General features: G+C 67.6%; 16 protein-coding genes. 10 read left to right on the top strand and 6 right to left on the bottom strand.

What is annotated here, in order from left to right; genetic code table 11:
• Nucleotides 1-115: 115 nt before the first annotated feature.
• Nucleotides 116-553 (bottom strand): HIT family protein, encoded by a 438-nt coding sequence (locus tag H8N03_RS02200; protein ID WP_187074483.1) that lies wholly within the window; start codon nucleotides 551-553, stop codon nucleotides 116-118.
• Nucleotides 550-4,446: a DUF3683 domain-containing protein gene (locus H8N03_RS02195; protein WP_187074482.1), complete on the bottom strand. Its 3,897-nt coding sequence runs from the start codon at nucleotides 4,444-4,446 to the stop codon at nucleotides 550-552. The genes H8N03_RS02200 and H8N03_RS02195 overlap by 4 nt, the downstream gene beginning before the upstream one ends.
• Before the next feature lie 185 nt (nucleotides 4,447-4,631).
• Between H8N03_RS02195 and ugpB the strand changes: the two genes are divergently transcribed.
• The 6 genes from ugpB to H8N03_RS02165 all read left to right on the top strand — a co-directional run bounded on the left by ugpB (nucleotide 4,632) and on the right by H8N03_RS02165 (nucleotide 11,178).
• Nucleotides 4,632-5,942 (top strand): sn-glycerol-3-phosphate ABC transporter substrate-binding protein UgpB, encoded by a 1,311-nt coding sequence (gene ugpB, locus H8N03_RS02190; protein ID WP_187074481.1) that lies wholly within the window; start codon nucleotides 4,632-4,634, stop codon nucleotides 5,940-5,942.
• A 78-nt stretch (nucleotides 5,943-6,020) separates the two neighbouring features.
• Entirely contained in the window at nucleotides 6,021-6,902 is an 882-nt protein-coding gene (gene ugpA / locus H8N03_RS02185) for a sn-glycerol-3-phosphate ABC transporter permease UgpA (protein WP_187074480.1), read from the top strand.
• 1 nt (nucleotide 6,903) lies between these two features.
• Complete coding sequence (gene ugpE, locus H8N03_RS02180) at nucleotides 6,904-7,758, top strand: sn-glycerol-3-phosphate ABC transporter permease UgpE (RefSeq protein WP_187074479.1); 855 nt, start codon at nucleotides 6,904-6,906, stop codon at nucleotides 7,756-7,758.
• Between the two features lie 113 nt (nucleotides 7,759-7,871).
• Nucleotides 7,872-8,882 carry a sn-glycerol-3-phosphate import ATP-binding protein UgpC gene (locus tag H8N03_RS02175; RefSeq protein ID WP_187074478.1) on the top strand — a complete coding sequence of 337 codons (1,011 nt, stop codon included), beginning with the start codon at nucleotides 7,872-7,874 and terminating at the stop codon, nucleotides 8,880-8,882.
• A 2-nt stretch (nucleotides 8,883-8,884) separates the two neighbouring features.
• On the top strand, nucleotides 8,885-9,622 hold the full coding sequence (ugpQ, locus tag H8N03_RS02170; protein ID WP_187075187.1) for a glycerophosphodiester phosphodiesterase: 738 nt from the start codon (nucleotides 8,885-8,887) through the stop codon (nucleotides 9,620-9,622).
• Entirely contained in the window at nucleotides 9,619-11,178 is a 1,560-nt protein-coding gene (locus tag H8N03_RS02165) for an ArnT family glycosyltransferase (protein WP_187074477.1), read from the top strand. Before ugpQ ends, H8N03_RS02165 begins: the two co-directional genes overlap by 4 nt.
• Nucleotides 11,179-11,190: 12 nt before the next feature.
• On the opposite strand, the gene H8N03_RS02160 is transcribed toward H8N03_RS02165, so the two are convergent.
• The 3 genes from H8N03_RS02160 to H8N03_RS02150 all read right to left on the bottom strand — a co-directional run bounded on the left by H8N03_RS02160 (nucleotide 11,191) and on the right by H8N03_RS02150 (nucleotide 13,700).
• Complete coding sequence (locus H8N03_RS02160; protein WP_187074476.1) at nucleotides 11,191-11,781, bottom strand: DUF3501 family protein; 591 nt, start codon at nucleotides 11,779-11,781, stop codon at nucleotides 11,191-11,193.
• Nucleotides 11,782-11,823: 42 nt separating this feature from the next.
• Nucleotides 11,824-13,176: a heterodisulfide reductase-related iron-sulfur binding cluster gene (locus tag H8N03_RS02155; RefSeq protein ID WP_187074475.1), complete on the bottom strand. Its 1,353-nt coding sequence runs from the start codon at nucleotides 13,174-13,176 to the stop codon at nucleotides 11,824-11,826.
• 101 nt (nucleotides 13,177-13,277) lie between these two features.
• Complete coding sequence (locus H8N03_RS02150) at nucleotides 13,278-13,700, bottom strand: rubrerythrin family protein (protein ID WP_187074474.1); 423 nt, start codon at nucleotides 13,698-13,700, stop codon at nucleotides 13,278-13,280.
• Between the two features lie 243 nt (nucleotides 13,701-13,943).
• Between H8N03_RS02150 and H8N03_RS02145 the strand changes: the two genes are divergently transcribed.
• The 4 genes from H8N03_RS02145 to H8N03_RS02130 are packed head-to-tail and all read left to right on the top strand — an operon-like array spanning nucleotide 13,944 to nucleotide 19,363.
• A complete protein-coding gene (locus H8N03_RS02145; RefSeq protein ID WP_187074473.1) occupies nucleotides 13,944-14,561 on the top strand; it encodes a VOC family protein in 618 nt (205 codons plus the stop codon).
• A 33-nt stretch (nucleotides 14,562-14,594) separates the two neighbouring features.
• Nucleotides 14,595-16,316 carry an FAD-dependent oxidoreductase gene (locus tag H8N03_RS02140; RefSeq protein WP_187074472.1) on the top strand — a complete coding sequence of 574 codons (1,722 nt, stop codon included), beginning with the start codon at nucleotides 14,595-14,597 and terminating at the stop codon, nucleotides 16,314-16,316.
• Nucleotides 16,313-16,501, top strand: coding sequence for a DUF2783 domain-containing protein (locus tag H8N03_RS02135; protein WP_187074471.1), 189 nt, complete (start codon nucleotides 16,313-16,315; stop codon nucleotides 16,499-16,501). The genes H8N03_RS02140 and H8N03_RS02135 overlap by 4 nt, the downstream gene beginning before the upstream one ends.
• A gap of 21 nt (nucleotides 16,502-16,522) precedes the next feature.
• Nucleotides 16,523-19,363, top strand: a complete 2,841-nt coding sequence (locus H8N03_RS02130; RefSeq protein WP_187074470.1) for a valine--tRNA ligase — start codon at nucleotides 16,523-16,525, stop codon at nucleotides 19,361-19,363.
• Here H8N03_RS02130 and H8N03_RS02125 read toward each other — a convergent pair whose 3' ends face one another.
• The gene (locus tag H8N03_RS02125; protein WP_187074469.1) at nucleotides 19,364-20,374 is read right to left on the bottom strand and encodes an NAD(P)-dependent oxidoreductase; all 1,011 of its coding nucleotides are present in this window, start codon (nucleotides 20,372-20,374) and stop codon (nucleotides 19,364-19,366) included.
• Nucleotides 20,375-20,461: the final 87 nt, after the last annotated feature.

Here is a 20,461-nt window from a genome sequence, read left to right as displayed (position 1 = left end):
TGCAACCGGAATCCTCGACGGTGGAGGTTATACACGCTTGCCGCAGAGACAGAGCCCGCCGCACGGGAGAGGCCGCGGTTGGCCCCGTGCGGGATTTCACGAGGGCGACCGATTTTCAGGGCGTGCGCGTCAGCCCGCGGCGCAGCCTGTCCTCGAGCGTGGGCAGCTGCGCGACGACCTCGGCGAGCCGCGCGGGGTCGGCGTCCCGCTGCGCGGGGGCCCACACCGCGCCCGGGAAGTGGCTGTCCCACGCAAAGCGCGCGACCACGTGCCAGTGCAGGTGCGGCACCGCATTGCCGAGCGATGCGACGTTCACCTTCGCGGGCTGCAGCTGCGCGATCAGCGCCTGCTCGACCGCAACGACCACGTCCATGCAGTCGCTGCGGTCGGCCGCCGACAGCTGCGAGAACTCGCGCACGTGCTCCTGCCAGACCACGCGATAGAAGGCGGGAAAGCCCGCCTCCTCCGCGTGGACCAGGCGCCATTTCGGCGCCTGCACCACGACGCGGCCGCCGGCCGCGTCGCAGAGGGGGCAGCCCGCGACCTTCGTCACACCAGCACCCGCTCGATGCCGCCGTTGTTCGCCGCGGCCACGTACTGCTTCATCCAGTCCTCGCCCAGGATCTTGCGCGCCATCTCGATCACGATGTAGTCGGCCTCCAGCAGGCCGTTCTGCAGGTCGTGGCTGTAGCGGTGCATGCCCTGCAGGCAGCTGGGGCAGCTGGTGAGGATCTTGATGTTGCCCTTCTCCGGCACGGCGCCGGTGGCGCGCAGCGCGGCCTCGTCCTTGCGCAGCTCCTCCTCCTTGCGGAAGCGCACCTGCGTGGAGATGTCGGGCCGCGTGACCGCCAGCGTGCCGGACTCCCCGCAGCAGCGCTCCGACTTGCGCACGTTCTCGCCCACCAGGGCCTTCACCGTCTTCATCGGGTCCTGCAGCTTCATGGGCGTGTGGCAGGGGTCGTGGTACAGGTAGCCGCCCGCGCCCTCCAGCTTGATGCCCTTCTCCAGCAGGTACTCGTGGATGTCGATGATCCGGCAGCCCGGGAAGATCTTGTCGAACTCGTAGCCTTGCAGCTGGTCGTAGCAGGTGCCGCAGGAGACCACCACCGTCTTGATGTCCAGGTAGTTCAGCGTGTTGGCCACGCGGTGGAACAGCACCCGGTTGTCGGTGATCATCTTCTCGGCCTTGTCGAACTGGCCGGAGCCCCGCTGCGGGTAGCCGCAGCACAGGTAGCCCGGAGGCAGCACGGTCTGCACGCCGGCGTGCCACAGCATCGCCTGCGTCGCCAGTCCCACCTGCGAGAACAGGCGCTCGGAACCGCAGCCCGGGAAGTAGAACACCGCCTCCGACTCGGAAGTCGTCGCCTTCGGGTCGCGGATGATCGGGACGTAGTCCTTGTCCTCGATGTCCAGCAGCGCGCGCGCGGTCTTCGTGGGCAGCCCCGCGGGCAGCTTCTTGTTCACGAAGTGGATCACCTGCTCCTTGATGGGAGCGGGGAAGTGCGTCTCCGGCGGGTTGTTCACCTGCAGGTGCGCGAAGCCGCGCAGCACCGTGTTGCCCAGCCGCTGCGCCTTGTAGCCGACGCCCACCACCGCCGCCCGGATGGCCTTGATGCTTTCCGGGTTGGTGGCATTGAGCATCAGCATGGCCGCGGCGTTGCCCGGGCGGAAGCTCTTCTGCCCCATCTTGCGCAGCAGGTTGCGCATGTTCATCGACACGTCGCCGAAGTCGATGTTCACCGGGCACGGGTTCACGCACTTGTGGCAGACCGTGCAGTGCTCGGAGACGTCCTCGAACTCCTCCCAGTGCTTGATCGACACGCCGCGGCGCGTCTGCTCCTCGTACAGGAAGGCCTCGACGAGCAGCGAAGTGGCCAGGATCTTGTTGCGCGGGCTGTACAGAAGGTTGGCCCGCGGCACGTGGGTGGCGCAAACCGGCTTGCACTTGCCGCAGCGCAGGCAGTCCTTGATGGAATCGGCGATGGCGCCGATGTCCGACTGCTGCATGATGATGGACTCGTGCCCCATCAGGCCGAACGACGGCGTGTAGGCGTTGGTCAGGTCCGCGTACACCGAGGTGTCCGCATCCACCATGCCGGCCGCGGACGGGCGCAGCAGCTTGCCCTTGTTGAAGCGGCCTTCCGGGTCGACGCGCTGCTTGTAGTCGGCGAAGGGCGCGATCTCCTCGTCGGTCAGGAACTCCAGCTTCGTGATGCCGATGCCGTGCTCGCCGGAGATCACGCCGTCGAGCGAGCGCGCGAGCACCATGATGCGCTTGACCGCTTCGTGGGCCGTCTGCAGCATCTGGTAGTCGTCGCTGTTGACGGGGATGTTCGTGTGCACGTTGCCGTCGCCCGCGTGCATGTGCAGGGCCACCCAGACGCGGCCCTTGAGCACGCGCTGGTGGATCGCGTTGAGCTCCGCCAGGATGGGCGCGAACGCGTTGCCCGAGAAAACGGCCTGCAGCGGCGCGCGGATCTGGGTCTTCCAGCTCGCGCGCAGGGTGTGGTCCTGCAGCTGCGGGAACAGCTCGTCGGCGTGGTCCAGCCAGTCCTGCCACTGCGCGCGCACGCTGCGCACGAGGTCCACGGCCTGGCCCACGCGGTCTTCCAGCAGCTCCGCCGACGGGATCTCGCCCGCGTCGTCCTGGCGGCCCAGCGGCAGGTTGCCGCGCGCGAAGAACAGCTCCAGCTCGTTCGCGAGCTGGATCTTGTTGCGCAGGGACAGCTCGATGTTGATGCGCTCGATGCCGTCGGTGTACTCCGCCATGCGCGGCAGCGGGATCACCACGTCCTCGTTGATCTTGAAGGCGTTGGTGTGCTTGCTGATCGCGGCGGTGCGCTTGCGGTCCAGCCAGAAGCGCTTGCGTGCCTCCGGGCTGATGGCGACGAAGCCTTCGCCGCTGCGCGAGTTGGCCATGCGCACCACTTCCGACGTGGCGCGGGCGACCGCGTCCGGGTCGTCGCCGGCGATGTCGCCGATCAGCACCATCTTCGGCAGCACGGCGCGCTTGGACTTGGTCGCGTAGCCGACGGCGCGCAGGTAGCGGTCGTCCAGGTGCTCCAGGCCCGCCAGCACGGTGCCGCTGCGGCCCTGCTCGGCGAACATGAAGTCCTTGATCTCGACGATGCTCGGCACCGCGTCGCGGGCGTTGCCGAAGAACTCCAGGCACACCGTGCGGGTGTGCTGCGGCATGCGGTGCACGACCCAGCGCGCGCTGGTGATCAGGCCGTCGCAGCCTTCCTTCTGGATGCCGGGCAGGCCCGACAGGAACTTGTCGGTGACGTCCTTGCCCAGGCCTTCCTTGCGGAAGCGCGCGCCCGGGATCTCCAGGCGCTCCACGCGCTGCGGCCTGTTCCAGTCGATCCTGCTCGACGCGCCGAAGTAGCGCAGCTCGAAGGTGGCGACGGGCGCGTCGTGGATCTTGGACAGGTTGTGGTCCATGCGGACGACTTCCAGCCACTCCGCGTCCGGCGTCACCATGCGCCAGGACACCAGGTTGTCGAGCGCGGTGCCCCAGAGCACGGCCTTCTTGCCGCCGGCGTTCATGGCGACGTTGCCGCCGATGCACGACGCCTCGGCCGACGTCGGGTCCACCGCGAACACGAAGCCGCCGCGCTCGGCCGCATCGGACACGCGCTGCGTGACCACGCCCGCCTCGGTCCAGATGGTCGCGACCGGTTCGGCATGGCCGGGGATCGCGACGTGCTCGACCTCGGTCATCGCCTCGAGCTTCTCGGTGTTGATCACCGCGCTCTTCCACGTGAGCGGGATCGCGCCGCCGGTGTAGCCGGTGCCGCCGCCGCGCGGGATGATCGTCAGGCCCAGCTCGATGCAGCCCTTCACGAGCCCGGCGATCTCGGCCTCCGTGTCCGGCGTGAGCACCACGAAGGGGTACTCCACCCGCCAGTCGGTGGCGTCGGTCACGTGGGACACGCGCGACATGCCGTCGAACTTGATGTTGTCCTTGCGTGTGTACTTTCGCAGCAGGCGCTGCGTGCGCGTGCGCAGGTCGGCGGTCTGGGCGAACGCCGCGTCGAAGTTGCGCACGGCGGTGCCGGCGGCCGCGAGCAGCTCGCCCACGAGCGCGTCGCGCTGCGGGTCGCCCTGCGCATCGCGGCGCTTCTCGATCTCGGAGAGCCGGTGGTGCAGCGCCTCCACCAGCATGCGGCGGCGCTTGGGGTTGTCGAGGAGGTCGTCCTGCAGGTAGGGATTGCGCTGGACGACCCAGATGTCCCCGAGCACCTCGTACAGCATGCGCGCGGAGCGGCCGGTGCGGCGCTCCTCGCGAAGCCGGTTCAGGACCTCCCACGCACGGGAGCCGAGCACGCGGATCACGATCTCGCGGTCGGAGAACGAGGTGTAGTTGTAGGGGATCTCGCGCAGGCGCGGCGCGTCGTCGTCGACGGCGGCCATCAGTTGTTGGAGTGTCGTTGGCGCGTTCATCGTGTCAGGGGGATGTCAGCCAACGCGAGGAGCGGCTGAATGGGGATGTTACCGCAGTGCAGCAAGCACGGCCGGCACCGGTCATGGGAAACCCGCTTGCTGCTGGGACTGCACGTTTGTCTAATCCGCGTCACACGAACGCCGTAGAGTTACGGCCTTTCCGGCATCCGATAGGAGTTGAACGCATGAAATCGAAGCTCTCTGCCCTGGCGCTGGCCGCGGCCTTCTTCGCCGCGGCGCCCGCGCACGCGCAGACCGAGATCCAGTGGTGGCATTCCATGGGAGGCGCCCTGGGCGAATGGGTCAACGACCTGGCCAAGGAGTTCAATGCCAGCCAGAAGGATTACAAGATCGTGCCCACGTTCAAGGGCAGCTACCCCGAGTCCATGACGGCCGGCATCGCCGCCTACCGCGCGGGCAATGCGCCGCACATCATCCAGATCTTCGAGGTGGGCACCGCCACGATGATGAACGCCAAGGGCGCGATCGTCCCCGTGGCCAAGGTGATGACCGACGCCGGCCTGAAGTTCGATCCGGGCGTCTACATCCCTGCCGTCGCCGGCTATTACACGGCCCCGAACGGGCAGATGCTCAGCTACCCGTTCAACAGCTCGACGCCCGTCTTCCACTACAACAAGGACGCCTTCAAGGCGGCCGGCCTGGACCCGGACGCCCCGCCCAAGACCTGGCCCGAGGTGGCGCTCGCCGCGGCCAAGCTGAAGGCTTCGGGCCACAAGTGCCCGTTCACCACCAGCTGGATCAGCTGGACGCAGCTGGAGAGCTTCTCGGCCTGGCACAACGTGCTGTACGCGACCAAGAACAACGGTTTCGGCGGCCTCGACACGCGCCTGGCCTTCAACAGCCCGCTGCACGTGCGCCACATCGAGAACCTCGCCAACATGGCCAAGAGCGGCCTGTTCGTCTACAAGGGCCGCGACAACGCCGCCGACGCGACCTTCGTCTCCGGCGAGTGCGCCATGATCACGGGATCGTCGGGCCTGTCCGGCAACGTCAAGCGCAACGGCAAGTTCGGGTACGGCATCGGCACCCTGCCCTACTACCCTGACGTCCCCGGCGCGCCCCAGAACACCGTCATCGGCGGCGCGAGCCTCTGGGTGATGGCCGGCAAGAAGCCCGACGAGTACAAGGGCGTCGCGCACTTCCTGAACTACCTGTCGCAGCCGGAAGTCGCGGCGAAGAGCCACCAGCGCACCGGCTACCTGCCGGTGACCAAGGCCTCCTTCGAGATCACCGAGAAGTCCGGCTTCTACAAGCAGAACCCCGGCTTCGACGTGTCGGTGAACCAGATGGTCCGCAAGACGACCGACAAGTCGCGCGGCGTGCGCCTGGGCAACTTCCTGCAGATCCGCACCATCGTGGACGAGGAAATGGAAGGCGTGTGGCGCGGCGCGAAGACGCCGAAGGAAGCGCTGGACGAGGCCGTGAGGCGTGGCAACGAGCAGCTGGAGCGGTTCCAGAAGGCCAACAAGGGCTGAGCGACCGTTGCATGCATGACGAAGGGGGCTGCGGCCCCCTTTTCGTTGAACCTATCAATTCATAGACAATACGCCGCCATGGAGAAGAGGGTCCGGTTCAAATCATCCTGGCTGCCGTGGGTGCTCGTCGCCCCGCAGATGGCCGTCGTGCTCGTGTTCTTCTTCTGGCCGGCGGCGCAGGCGCTGTACCAGAGCGTGATGCAGCAGGACGCCTTCGGCGGCAGCAGCGTCTACGTGGGCTGGGAGAACTTCGACAACCTGTTCAAGGATCCGAGCTACCTCGACTCCTTCAAGACGACGGCCCTGTTCTCGGCGCTGGTCGCCTTCTCCGGGCTGGCCATCGCGCTGCTGCTGGCCGTGATGGCCAACCGCGTGATCCGCGGCGCGGGGATCTACAAGACGCTCCTGGTCTGGCCGTACGCGGTGGCTCCGGTGGTCGCGGGCGTGCTGTGGCTGATGATGTTCGCCTCGCCCTACGGCGTGATCTCGTACTTCCTGCAGTCGCTCGGCATCCCCTGGGACCACCTGCTCAACGCGAACCACGCCATGGCGCTGATCGTGATGGCGGCCGTGTGGAAGCAGATCTCCTACAACTTCCTGTTCTTCCTGGCCGGCCTGCAGTCCATCCCGCACTCGCTGATCGAGGCGGCCACCATCGATGGCGCGTCCCCCTGGAGGCGCTTCTGGACCATCGTGTTCCCGCTGCTCTCCCCGACCACGTTCTTCCTGCTGGTGATCAACGTGATCTACGCCTTCTTCGACACCTTCGCGATCGTCGACGCGGCCACGCACGGCGGACCGGGCAAGGAGACCGCGATCCTGGTCTACAAGGTCTACTACGACGGCTTCAAGGCGCTGGACATCAACGGATCCGCCGCCCAGTCCGTGGTGCTCATGGGCATCGTCATCGCCCTGACCGTGATCCAGTTCCGTTTCGTGGAAAAAAAGGTGCAGTACTGAAATGGTCGAACGGCGTCCGGTCCTCACCTTCTTCTCGCACCTGATCCTGGTCATCGGCGCGGTGATCGTCATGTTCCCGGTGGTCGTGGCCCTGATCGGCTCCACGCAGACCGCGGAACAGATCACGTCCAGCCACCCGCTGTCGCTGGTGCCGGGCAACAACCTCTTCAACACGTACAAGCTGGCGCTCCTGGGCGGCAAGACGGCCTCCGGCTCGACGATCGCCCCTGCCCTGCCGATGCTGTGGGTGAGCCTGGTCGTGGCGCTGGTGATCACGATCGGCAAGATCGCGATCTCGCTGCTGTCGGCGTTCGCGATCGTCTACTTCCGCTTCCCGGCCCGCAACCTCGTGTTCTGGATGATCTTCGTCACCCTGATGCTGCCGGTGGAGGTGCGCATCGGGCCGACCTACCAGGTCGTCTCGGACCTGGGGATGCTGAACACGTACGCGGGCCTCACGGTCCCCCTGATCGCTTCGGCCACGGCCACCTTCCTGTTCCGGCAGTTCTTCCTGACCGTGCCGGACGAACTGGTGGAGGCCGCGCGCATGGACGGCGCCGGCCCGATGCGCTTCTTCTTCGACGTGCTGCTGCCCCTGTCGCGCACGTCCATCGCGGCGCTGTTCGTCATCCAGTTCATCTACGGCTGGAACCAGTACCTCTGGCCGCTGCTGGTGACCACCAGCGAGGACATGTACCCGGTGGTGCTGGGCATCAAGCGCGCGATCTTCGGCGAGGTGTACGTGGAGTGGAACGTGGTGATGGCCACCTCGATCCTCGCGATGCTGCCGCCGGCGCTGGTGGTGATCCTGATGCAGAAGTGGTTCGTCAAGGGCCTCGTGGACACGGAGAAATGACCCACCCCCGAAGCGCCTTCGGCGCCTCCCCCTCAAGGGGGCGCCACCAGCGGCCCGGCAAAGCCGGTTCCGCGGTGGCACGCGATTAACACCGGAACTCCTCCCAGAAAACCATGGCAGCCATCTCTCTTCGCAACGTCGTCAAGAAGTACGGCAAGGGCAAGCAGGAACTGCAGGTGATCCACGGCATCGACGTCGAGATCGCTGATCGCGAGTTCATCGTCATCGTCGGGCCGTCGGGCTGCGGCAAGTCCACGCTGCTGCGCATGGTCGCGGGGCTGGAGGAGATCAGCGGCGGCGAGATCGCCATCGGCGGCCGCGTGGTGAACCAGCTGGAGCCGGCGGAGCGCGACATCGCGATGGTCTTCCAGAACTACGCGCTCTACCCGCACATGAGCGTGTTCGAGAACATGGCCTACGGCCTGAAGATCCGCAAGCTGCCGGAAGCCGAGATCAAGGCGCGCGTCGACAAGGCCGCGGGCATCCTGGAACTCGCGCACCTGCTCGATCGCAAGCCGCGCCAGCTCTCCGGCGGCCAGCGCCAGCGGGTGGCCATGGGGCGCGCCATCGTGCGGCAGCCGCAGGTCTTCCTGTTCGACGAGCCCCTGTCCAACCTGGACGCGAAGCTGCGCGCGCAGACCCGCCTGGAGATCCAGAAGCTGCACCGCGAGCTGGGCATCACCTCCCTGTTCGTCACGCACGACCAGGTGGAGGCCATGACGCTGGCGCAGCGCATGATCGTCATGAACGCCGGCCGCATGGAGCAGTTCGGCACGCCCGAGGAGGTGTACCACCGGCCCGCCTCGACCTTCGTCGCGAGCTTCATCGGCTCCCCGCCCATGAACCTGCTGAAGGACGTGCAGGGCGGCCGCAACGGCGCCATCACGGGCATCCGCCCGGAGCACCTGGACGTGGCCGACACCGGCTGGGAAGTGCGCACGGAAAGCGTGGAACTGCTCGGCGCGGAACGCCTGGTCTACGGCCGGCTGAACGGCGAACAGGTGATCGTGCGCATGGAGGAACACCAGCCCGCGCCGCGCACGGACCAGGTCATCAAGGTGAAGCCCCGCGAGGACCGCCTGCACTGGTTCGACGCGGGCACGGGCAAGCGGATCGCGGCGTGACGATGATGAAGGCCTGGCCGTACCCGCGCTGGATCGCGCATCGCGGGGCCGGCAAGCTGGCGCCCGAGAACACGCTCGCCGCGTTCCGGTTCGGTGCCGAGCACGGCTACCGCATGTTCGAATGCGACGTGAAGCTCTCCGCGGACGGCGTGCCTTTCCTGATGCACGACGCGACGCTGGAGCGCACCACGAACGGCGTCGGCACCGGCGGTGACCAGCCCTGGGACCAGCTCGCGCGCCTCGACGCGGGCAGCTGGCATTCGCGGCGGTACGCCGGCGAGCCCCTGCCCACCTTCGAGAACATCGCGCGCTTCTGCCTCGCGAACAACCACCTCCTGAACATCGAGATCAAGCCGACGCCGGGCCAGGAAGCGAAGACCGGCGAAGTGGTGGCGAACCACGCGGAGCGCCTCTGGCGCGGCCAGGCGGTGCCGCCGCTGCTCACGTCCTTCCGGCCCGAATCGCTGCAGGCCGCCATGCAGGCACAGCCGCAACTGCCCCGCGGGCTGCTGCTGGACACGCTGTGGGACGGCTGGTGGGACATCGCGCAGCGGCTGCAGTGCGTGGCGATCGTCTGCAACCACGCGCTGTGGGATGCGGCGACGGTGAAGAAGGTGCAAGGCGCGGGGATGCGCTGCCTGAGCTACACCGTCAACGACGAATGGGCTGCGCAGCGGCTGGTCGACCTGGGCACCGACGGGATCATCACCGACCGGGTGGACCTCTTCGCGCCTGCATGACGGCGCCGCCACAGGACAAGTCGGTCGAGCGCCTGGGCGACCACGCGCGCTTCCTGTTCCTGGTCGCGGTTGCCGTCATCGTCTTCGTCAACTGCATCAACGTCGGCAATCCGATCCTGGAGCGCCATGCGTTCCGCCAGACGCAGACGGCCCTCACGGCGCAGATGTTCCTGGAGCACGGGTTCCGGCTCTCCTACGAGACGCCGGTGCTGGGCGAGCCCTGGAGCATGCCGCTCGAGTTCCCGCTGTACCAGGCCCTCGTCGCGCTGGTCACGTACGTCACGGGGGCAAGTATCACGGTGGTCGGGCGCCTGGTGTCGCTCGCCTTCACCCTCGCCTGCTGCCTGCCGATCCACGCCACGCTGCGCCGCCTGGGAGTCCCGCGCCACGCGAAGTACCTCGCGCTGGCGATGTTCCTCACGTCTCCGGTGTACCTGTTCTGGGCGGGGACCTTCATGATCGAGAGCACGGCGCTGTTCTTCGCGCTGTGCTTCCTCTACTTCGCCGTGCGCATCTCGGAGGGCAGCCCGGCCTGGCGCGACTTCGCCGGGTGCGCCGTGTTCCTGGCGCTGGCGCTGCTGCAGAAGGTGACGACCGTGCTGCCGATGCTGGCGGTCGCGGGCGTGCTGGTGCTCGCGCGCAACTGGCGTGCGGGCCGGTCGCCCGCATTCTGGGCGGCCGCGATCGCCTCGGTGGCGGTGCCGCTCGCGATCGGCTGGGGCTGGATCGCGTGGACCGACGCGATCAAGGCGAAGCACCCGCTGGCGGTGACGCTCACCTCGCAGGCGCTGGCCGACTGGAACTACGGCCCGCTCCACCAGCGCTGGTCCGGCCACTTCTGGCAGACCCTGGGCAAGCGCATGCTGTGGCCGTCGCTGGCCATGCTGCTGGCGTTCGTCGCCGTGGGGATCGCCTGGTTCCGCGCGGACCGCCGGCTGCTGCGCCTGCACCTGGCGCTGCTCGCGCTCTTCCTGCTCCCGCTGCTGGTGTTCGCCAACGTCCACTTCGTCCACGACTACTACCAGAGCGCCAACGCGGTGTTCTGGTCGGTGCTCGTGGGCCTCTCGGTCGCGGCGGTGATGGAAAGGGCGCGGCCGGTGCGCTACCCCTGGCGGCCGCTGCTGGCCGGCGCCCTGCTCCTCGCGAACGTGGACGGGTTCAACGAGCAGTACGACATCTACAAGTTCAGGCGCATCGGCGACGAACATCGCACGCTGCAGCTGGCGGAATTCGTGCGGCGCGAGACGCCGCCGGAGCTGCCCGTGGTGTGGATCGGGGACGACTGGAGCAGCGAGTACGCGTTCTACTCCCGGCGGCGGTCGCTCACCGTGCCCAAGTGGTACGACCTGGAGGCCGACATGCTGCACGGCCGCCGCTACCTGTCGACGGCACCTTCGGCGGTGGTGAGCTGCCTCACGCGCCGCTCGTGGGCCCGCAACTACCCCAAGCTGATCGAGCAGGAGACGGGAGCGAAGCCCGTGCGGGTGGCGGACTGCGACGTGTATGTGCTGCAACGGGCCGCCGCGGCGCCCCGGCAAGCCGCGCGGGGCGGCTGAAGCACGCCTGGTTCAGTGCAGGTCGCTCGCCAGCGACGCGAGCGTTTCCGGTGCCATCGCGACGTGCGCCGGGTAGTTCGTGTGGTCGCAACCCAGCTTGACCGAGGCGCCTGCCTTCACGGCCGCCCGCATGGCCGCGGTGAGTTCGAACCGCAGGAAGTGCACCGCGGAGGTCTTCTCGTCGTTCTCGCGGTCCAGGTCTTCGTCCGCGAGGGCGTAGACGCGGGCATGGCCCTCGACCTCGACGAACATGCGGTCCTCGACCCCGATGAGGCGTGCCAGCTCGCGCTTGCGCTCGTTCACGTCGGGGTACTCGATGAGCATCGTCGCCTTCCAGTTCGTGCCGTCCGGCACCAGCGGCGCATAGGCGTCGATCTCCTGCTGGATGCCTTCTTCCTCGAAGATCTTCTCGATGCGCAGCATCTCCTGGATCTGGTAGCGCATGGTCAGCTCGCTCTCGAACTGCACGGTGATGTGCTCGCCGAGCTGCACGCTGCGCAGCTTGCGGTGGGCGATGACCTCGCCCTTGTGCAGCTTGCGCCACCTGGAATACGCCTCGAGCGTCATCAGGCTGTCGGCCGTGATCTTGCCGGTTGTCTGCATGTTGGTCAGAGGGGACGGAGCTGAAGGTCTGTTCCCATGAATCTACTTCAATCCGTACGCCATCCGCAGCAGCGAAATGGGATGTTCCAGCCGCGGCGCACCGAGGCTGTTGCGGTCGAACCCCTGGTCGATGTGGTGGCCGCCCAGCGGGCAGTCCGAGCTGATGTAGTCCGGCGCGCCGCCCTGCGGATGGTCCGCCATCTTCCTGAAGAGCGGCTTGCCGATCTTCATCGCGACCTCGTGGTACGGCTTCTTCACGCCGAAGGTGCCGGCGTGTCCGGAGCAGCGTTCGTTGGTGTGCACCGAGGTGCCGGGCACCAGCTTCAGCAGCTCCTCGGTCTTCCTGCCGATGTTCTGCACGCGGCTGTGGCAGGGCACCTGGTAGCTCACCTTGCCGAGCGGCTGCGGGAACTCGGTCTTCAGCAGCCCGTCGCGGCGCCGCGCGGCGAGGTACTCGAAGGGATCCCACATCGCCTCCTTGACCGCCTGCACGTCGGCGTCGTCGGGGTACATGAGCGGGATTTCCTGCTTGAACATCAGCGTGCAGCTCGGCACCGCCGAGAGGATCGCGTAGCCTTCCTGCGCGTACTTGTGCAGCACGGGGATGTTCGCGCGCCTGCTCGCGTCCACGGACTCCAGGTCGCCGAGCTCCAGCTTCGGCATGCCGCAGCACTGCTCCTTGTTCACGAGGACGTAAGGGATGTCGTTGTGCGCGAGGACCTTCAGCAGGTCCATCCCGATGCCCGGCTCGTTGTAGTTGACGTAGCAGGTGGCGAAGATCGCGACCTTGCCCGGCGTGCGTTCGCCGTCCTTCACCGGCAGGTCCGCCGACCTGGGCGCCGCGCTGCGGAACTTGCGCGTCGCCAGCGCGGGCAGCCACGCGTTGCGATCCACGTGCAGCGTCTTCTCCATCGCGGCGCGCATCGGCTTCGTCTGGTTCACGGCGTTCGCGACCTGCACGACGATGGGGATGCCCGCGAACTTGCCGTGCACGTCGGTGGAGGAGAGGAACTTCGAGCCGAAGTCCACGCCCCCCTGCTTGAACTTGATCGCCTTGGCCCGCAGCATCGTGTGCGGGAAGTCCAGGTTCCACTCGTGCGGGGGCACGTAGGGACACTTGGTCATGTAGCACAGGTCGCAGAGGTAGCACTGGTCGACGACCTTCCAGTAGTCCTTCTTCTCGACCCCGTCGACCTCGCCGGTCTTGCCCTCGTCGACGAGGTCGAACAAGGTGGGGAAGGCCCCGCACAGGCTCACGCAGCGGCGGCAGCCATGGCAGATGTCGAAGATGCGCTCCAGCTCCTTGAAGGTCGCGGCCTCGTCGTAGTACTCGGGCGATTTCCAGGCAATGGGGTGGCGCGTGGGCGCCTCGAGACTGCCTTCGCGGATGGCCATGGTGTCTCCGTGCAGCTTTGAGTTCTGGTGAAGGGCTGGGGACGGGACGCGCCGTGCGTGCCCCCTCCCCAACCCTCCCCCCAGGGGGGAGGGGGAAAACGTCAGTCGGCGAGCTCGTTCAGGGCCTTGGTGTAGCGGTTCGCGTGCGAGCGCTCCGCCTTGGCCAGGGTCTCGAACCAGTCGGCGATCTCGTCGAAGCCTTCCTCGCGGGCCGTCCTGGCCATGCCCGGGTACATGTCGGTGTACTCGTGGGTCTCGCCAGCGACGGCGGCTTTCAGGTTGTCGCGCGTGCTGCCGATCGGCAGGCCGGTGGCGGGGTCGCCGACCTGCTCCAGCCACTCGAGGTGGCCGTGGGCGTGGCCGGTCTCGCCTTCCGCCGTGGAACGGAACAGCGCTGCCACGTCGTTCTGGCCTTCGACGTCGGCCTTGTTCGCGAAGTACAGGTAGCGGCGGTTGGCCTGGGACTCGCCCGCGAAGGCGGCCTTCAGGTTCTCTTCCGTCTTGGAGCCTTTGAGTGCTGCCATGGAGATCTCCTTCTGGGTGGATGAAGAGGAAAGCATCGCGCTTCGGCCGGGCCGAAGACGCTGCAAGCGTAGTGAGGCGGCCGGAAGCCGTCTAATAGCCAGGCTCAATGCACCTCATGCAGCAAAGCTATTCATTTGGTCCAGTTGATAAAGGTTCTCAACTGAACGCCGGCTGTGCTGGAGGGCGCCCGAGCGTTACGGTATAGTAAACGCATTACGCATAGGTAAATCCGAGGAGCCCCCATGGCCGCCGTCCTGAAGGACGCGGGCGCCCTGCCCGCCCCTGCGCCCATCCACCAGCTGCACCACGTCGCGTATCGCGCGAAGGACGCGGAGGAGACCCGCCGCTTCTACGAGGACATCCTCGGGCTGCCGCTGTACCACATCATCCAGAGCGACGTCGTCCCGAGCACGGGCGAGTACTGCCCGTACACGCACTTCTTCTTCCGGCTGCAGGACGGCTCGTTCATCGCCTTCTTCGACCTGGGCGACGACACGGCGAGCGACCCTTCGCCGAACACGCCGAAGTGGGTGCAGCACATCTCCTTCCGCGTCGATTCCATCGATGCGCTGAAGGCGATGAAGGCGCGGCTGGAGGCCAGCGGCATCGAGGTGCTGGGCATCACGGACCACCACATCTTCCACAGCATCTACTTCTTCGACCCGAACGGCATCCGCCTGGAGCTCACCGCGCAGCTCGCCGACGAGTTCCAGATGCTGCAGGAGAGCAAGACGGCGCATGCGCGCCTGGACGAGTGGACCGCGCGCAAGCAGCAGTGGCGCGCCGACCGCGCCGCCGGCAAGGCCACCGCGCCGCTGAAGCCGCAGCAGAACGACCGCCCCGAGTTCGTCAAGAAGTAAGAGAGCGCCCGAGCGCGCCAAGAGGAGACAGCCATGGCGGAAAGCTACGCCGGCACGGCCCTGACCAACGGCTACGAATTCGCGCAGGGCAGCGGCTACGAGCTGCCCGAATACGCGTTCCGGGAGCCGCCGGAGATCGCCTCCGGCCAGCCCAGCCACCACCCGATCGTCATCGTGGGCGGCGGCATCACGGGGCTCACCGCGGCCTGCGCGCTCGCGCAGTACGGGATCGAGGCAGTGCTGCTGGACGAGGACAACACGGTGGGCGTCAAGGGCGCCTCCTCCCGGGGCATCTGCTACACGCAGAAGTCGCTGGAGATCTTCGAGCGCCTGGGCGTCTACGAGCGCATCGCGGCCAAGGGCATCCAGTGGAGCGTGGGGCGCACCTTCGCCGGCCAGGACGAGGTCTATTCCTTCGACCTGCGGCAGCAGAGCGCCTTCAATCTCTCGACGCAGCCGCCCTTCATCAACATCCAGCAGTTCTACATCGAGGCTTTCCTGGTCGACCGCATCCAGGAGCTCGGCAACGTGGACCTGCGCTGGCAGAACCGCGTGACGGCGTTCCGCCAGGACGGCGAGTGCGCCACGCTGTCGATCACCACGCCGGCCGGCGACTACGAGATGCGCGCGGACTACGTCATCGATGCGACCGGCTCGCACAGCCCGTTCCGCAAGTGGGTGGGCGCGTCCGTCACCGCGAAGAAGGGCGACGACCGCTGGTGCATCGCCGACGTGCGCTTCCGCAACCATCCGCCGGTGGAGCGCCACACCTGGATCGAGGCGCCTTTCAACGAGAACCGCGCCGTCTGGCAGCACCTGATGGGCGACAACGTCTGGCGCATCGACTACCAGATGGCGCCCGACGCCGATCCCTCGGAGGTGAGCCGCGAAGACGTCGTGCGCGAGCGGCTCGCCCGGCAGTTCGGGCCGGACGCCGGCATCGAGATCGTCTGGGTGGGACCCTACGCCTACCGCAGCGAGTGCGTGGACGAGATGCGGCACGGCCGCGTGTTCTTCATGGGCGACTCGGCGAAGGTCGTGAGCCCCTTCGGCGCGCGCGGCGGCAACACCGGCATCGCCGACGCCGACAACCTGGCGTGGAAGCTGGCGGCGGTGATCCGCGGCCGGGCCGCGCCGGCGCTCCTGGACAGCTACCACGAGGAGCGGCACGAGGCAGCGAAGCAGAACGTGATGGTCACCAACCGCACGGCCCGCTTCCTGCGGCCCGCCACGCCGGTGGAGAGGCTGTTCCGCGACGCCTCGCTCGGCCTGGCCAAGCAGCACGCGTTCGCGCGGCAGTTCGTGAATACGGGGCGCATGGCCATCGCCAACCCGTACACGCGGTCGAGTGCCTGCGACCGCACCGGCGGCCAGTCGGTGCAGAACGTGTCGTTCGAATGGCCCGACGGCACGCCCGGCCGCGTGAACGACCTCCTGCGCTGGGCCGACGGCTGCCTGCTCGTGCTGGTGTTCGGATCGGTCGGAGCCGCTTCCCTGGCACGCTTGCGTGGCCTGTGCGAAACGGCGCCGGTGCGCTGCGTGCAGGTGCTCGGCCCGGAAGACCCGGCCGGCGCGCTGGAGCACGTGCGCGACCCGAAGGGCCACCTGCAAGGGGCCTGCCACGTGTTCGGCCACGCCTGGGCCCTGGTGCGGCCGGACAGCTACGTCGCCGCCACCGGCGAGACCGTCGACGCCACGCTGGTGCACGCCGTGGGCCAGGCCCTGGGCGCCACGCTGGAAGAGGAAGCCGCATGAAGACCCAACTGAACCTGCAGGACGCCGACGGCTTCTACGAGCAGTTGCTGGACGCCCACCAGGGGCTGTCCGAGCAGCAGTCGGCCCTGCTCAACGCCCGCCTCATCCTGCTGCTGGCCAACCAGGTCGGCGACGCCCGGGTCCTGAAGGAGTGCGTGGAGGCCGCGCGCGCCATCCCGGAATAGCCCGACCGATAAAATCCCCGGGTGAGCAACGAACAACCCGGGCTGAACAGCCTCTCCAAGTCCTTCGAACCCGCCGCCATCGAGGCGAAGTGGGGGCCGCTGTGGGAACAGCGCGGCTACGCGCGCGCGGGCTACCGCGGAACCGGCAAGGCGAAGGCGGACGAATCTTCCTTCGCCATCCAGCTGCCGCCGCCGAACGTGACCGGCACCCTGCACATGGGGCACGCGTTCAACCAGACCATCATGGACAGCCTGACGCGCTACCACCGGATGCGCGGCTTCAACACGCTGTGGGTCCCCGGCACGGACCATGCCGGCATCGCCACCCAGATCGTGGTGGAGCGCCAGCTGCAGGAGCAGGGCACGAGCCGCCACGACCTGGGCCGCCCCGACTTCGTGAAGAAGGTCTGGGAGTGGAAGGAGAAGTCCGGCAACACCATCACCACGCAGATGCGCCGCATGGGCGACAGCGTGGACTGGTCGCACGAGTACTTCACGATGGACGAGAAGCTCTCGAAGATCGTGACCGAGACCTTCGTGCAGCTGTACAGGCAGGGCCTCATCTACCGCGGCAAGCGCCTGGTGAACTGGGACCCGGAGCTCAAGACCGCCGTGTCCGACCTGGAGGTGGAGAGCGAGGAGGAGGACGGCTTCCTCTGGCACATCCGCTACGAGCTTTCCGACGGCTCCGGCCACCTCACCGTGGCCACGACGCGTCCCGAGACCATGCTGGGCGACGTCGCCGTGATGGTGCACCCCGAGGACGAGCGTTACCGCCACCTCGTGGGCAAGACCGTGCGCCTGCCGCTGTGCAATCGCGAGATCCCGGTCATCGCCGACGCGTACGTCGACAAGGCGTTCGGCACGGGCGTGGTGAAGGTGACGCCGGCGCACGACCCCAACGACTACCTGGTCGGCCAGCGGCACCAGCTGCCGATCATCGGCGTCCTGACGCTGGACGCGAAGATCAACGACAACGCGCCGTCCGCCTACCGCGGGCTGGACCGCTTCGAGGCGCGCAGGAAGGTCGTCGCCGACCTGGAAGCCCTCGGCCTGCTCGAGGAAACGAAGAAGCACAAGCTCATGGTCCCGCGCTGCGCCCGCACGGGCCAGGTGGTGGAGCCCATGCTCACGGACCAGTGGTTCGTGGCGATGACGAAGGTGAGCGACCAGGACCCGACGGGCAAGTCCATCGCGCAGAAGGCCATCGATGCCGTGCAGAGCGGCGCCGTGCGCTTCGTGCCGGAGAACTGGGTCAACACCTACAACCAGTGGATGAACAACATCCAGGACTGGTGCATCTCGCGCCAGCTCTGGTGGGGCCACCAGATCCCGGCCTGGTACGACGAACAGGGCGAGGTCTACGTCGCGCGCAGCGAAGCGGAAGCCCAGGCCCAGGCGCCGGGCAAGAAGCTCACGCGCGATCCCGACGTGCTCGACACCTGGTATTCGTCCGCGCTCGTGCCCTTCTCCACCCTGGGCTGGCCGGAGAAGACGCAGGACATGGACCTGTACCTGCCGTCGACGGTGCTGGTGACCGGCTACGACATCATCTTCTTCTGGGTCGCCCGGATGATCATGATGACCACCCACTTCACCGGCCAGGTGCCGTTCCGCCACGTGTACATCCACGGGCTGGTGCGCGACTCGCACGGCAAGAAGATGAGCAAGTCGGAAGGCAACGTGCTCGACCCGGTCGACCTGATCGACGGCATCGCGCTGGAGCCGCTGCTGGACAAGCGCACCACCGGCCTGCGCAAGCCCGAGACGGCGCCGCAGGTCCGCAAGAACACGCAGAAGGAATTTCCGGAAGGCATCCCGGCCTACGGGGCGGACGCGCTGCGCTTCACCTTCGCGGCGCTCGCGACCCTGGGCCGGTCGATCAACTTCGATTCGAAGCGCTGCGAGGGCTACCGCAACTTCTGCAACAAGCTCTGGAACGCGACGAAGTTCGTCCTGATGCACACGGAGGGCCACGACCTCTCCGAGCAGGACGCGATCCTCACCCCGGCGGACCGCTGGATCATCTCGCTGCTGCAGAAGGCGGAAGCCGACGTGGCGAAGGGCTTCGAGGAGTACCGGCTCGACAACGTCGCCAACGCGATCTACCAGTTCGTCTGGGACGAGTACTGCGACTGGTACCTGGAGATCGCGAAGGTGCAGATCCAGGGCGGCGAGAATGCGAAGGACCCGCAAGCGGGTCGCGCGCAGCTGCGCGGCACGCGCCGCACGCTGATCCGCGTGCTCGAAGCGATCCTGCGCCTCGCCCATCCCGTGATCCCGTTCATCACCGAGGAGCTGTGGCAGAAGGTGGCCCCCGTCGCCGGCAAGGACGGAGAGTCGGTGAGCCTCGCGCCCTACCCGCAGTCCAATCCCGCCAACGTCAGCCCCGAGGCCGAAGCCTGGATGGCGAAGCTGAAGGCGGTGGTGGACGCGTGCCGCACGCTGCGCGGGGAGATGAACGTCTCGCCGGGCACCCGCCTGCCCGCGTACGTGCTGGGCGATGCCGCGTTCATGCGCGAAGCGGCGCCGGTGCTGCAGGCCCTGGCGAAGCTGAGCGAAGTGAAGGTGTTCGACGACGAGGCGGCCTGGGCCGCGGCTGCGCAGGCCGCGCCGGTGGCGGTGGCCGGCGATGCGCGCCTGTGCCTTTACATGGAGATCGACGTCGCCGCCGAGAAGGTGCGCCTCGCCAAGGAGGAGAAGCGCCTGGAAGGCGAGCTCGCCAAGGCGAAGGGCAAGCTGTCGAATGAAGCTTTCGTGGCGAAGGCTCCGCCGGCCGTGATCGAGCAGGAACGCAAGCGCATCGCCGATTTCACGGCGGCGCTGGAGAAGATCCAGGCGCAGCTGAAGCGCCTCGGCTGATCAGTCGTCCCGCAAGGCCGCCGGCATGCTCTCCGGCGGCGACACCGAGTCCAGCCCCATCGGGGCGCTGAGGATGGGCTCGAAGCCGGAGTGGCGCGGCGCCGTCAGCGTCTCGTGCAGGCGCTGCGCCACGTACCAGCTGGCGCGCACGCGCGACTCGCGCGTCCACGAACCGACACGCGGCGTGAGGTACAGGTTGCGCTGCTCGCCGAGCGGCGTGCCGCGCGCGGCGAAACCGGCCTCGGCGCCATCCAGCATGGCCGCCTCGATGCGGCCGTCGGAGAGCGCCCGCGCGAGGGCATCCGGATCGAAGATGGACGAACGCGTGGTGCCCGTCCACACCTGCCCCGGCCGGCAATGGGCCAGCACCTTGTCGTTGATGAAATGCTCGTAGCGCGAGGCGTAGAGCACCTGCACGGTCACCGCGTCGGCCTGCGCGACGAGTTCCTGGAGACCGACCGGCTGCACCTTCAGGCGCCCCCACATCGGGGAGGTGTGGTGCACGGCGGGGTCGTAGCCCACCAGCTTCGCACCGAGCGCATCGAGCATCGCGGCCAGCGCATGGGCCGAAGGGGCGAGACCGAGCAGGCCCACGGTGCTGCCATGCAGCTCCCGCCCGAGCGTCGCCGGCGCATTGCGCTCGCCCTTCAGCGCCGTGCCGATGCCGCGCCGGAACAGCAGCAGCAGGCTTGCGAGCAGGTACTCGGCGTTCGAGCGCACGTGCGCGTTGATCGGCTGGATCACGCGCACGCGCCGGTCGCGGCAGGCTTCGAGGTCGGTGTTGTCGGTGCCGACGTGCATGCGCGCGAGGCCGCGCAGCACCGGCGCGAAGTCGAGGAATTCGCGCGTGACCGTCACCTTCCGGGGAAGGACGAGGCTCTGCACGTTGTAGAGTTGGCTGCGGAGCGCCGCGGAGTCCTGGGCGAGCTCGGGCCGGTACACCACCTGGTGGCGGGCTTCCAGCCAGGCCTGGGCTTCGGGGACGAGCCGCTCGAGAAGAAGGATTTCCAAGACAGCATTCCTTGGGAGTGCACCACGCGGGACTGCTTCTTCAGCACAATCGCTGCAAGTGCCAGGCTGCGCACTCTAGCTACAACT

The organism is Ramlibacter cellulosilyticus, assembly GCF_014297465.1.
GTDB classification, from domain to species: domain Bacteria; phylum Pseudomonadota; class Gammaproteobacteria; order Burkholderiales; family Burkholderiaceae_C; genus Ramlibacter; species Ramlibacter cellulosilyticus.
The sequence above is the reverse complement of the archived record's forward strand: the minus strand, read 5'-3'. Positions and strand labels throughout refer to the sequence as shown.